Annotated in this window: 1 protein-coding gene; it reads left to right on the forward strand. The window is 75.4% G+C overall.

Going from position 1 to position 399, the window contains the following annotated elements; translation table 11 throughout:
- Positions 1–218: 218 nt before the first annotated feature.
- Positions 219–399 (forward strand): hypothetical protein (locus tag TN53_RS42730; protein WP_046264313.1); only part of this gene is annotated, 181 nt, incomplete at its 3' end.

Here is a 399-nt window from a genome sequence, read left to right on the forward strand (position 1 = left end):
CCGCGCCGCCCCCCTGACCGGGGGGCCGCCGCTGCGGCAGCAACGTCGGCCCCCGGCGCGGAAGTTGCTGCCGCGCAACTTGCTGTCGCCGGTCCGCACTGGTGCCGGCCCCGTGTCAGCGGCCACCCTGAAACAGGCGGCATACAGGCCGCGGTCCGGCCTGAGGGCCCACTTCCGGGGCCGGATCGCGGCGCAACGCGACAAAAGGCGGTGACGGCATGGACGGCATGAGCCACTCCGCACTGGCCGACCCGCCGGCACCCGGCGGCGGCACCCGCAGCCTGGTCCACCGCCAGCGCTCCTGGGAACCGTTCGGCCTGTCCGACGCGACCGCGGACCACCGTCAGGAGTTCGTGCTGACCGGGGAACTCACCACCGGCCACCCGCTCGTCGCCGCCG

The organism is Streptomyces sp. WM6386, assembly GCF_000972385.1.
Classification (GTDB): domain Bacteria; phylum Actinomycetota; class Actinomycetes; order Streptomycetales; family Streptomycetaceae; genus Streptomyces.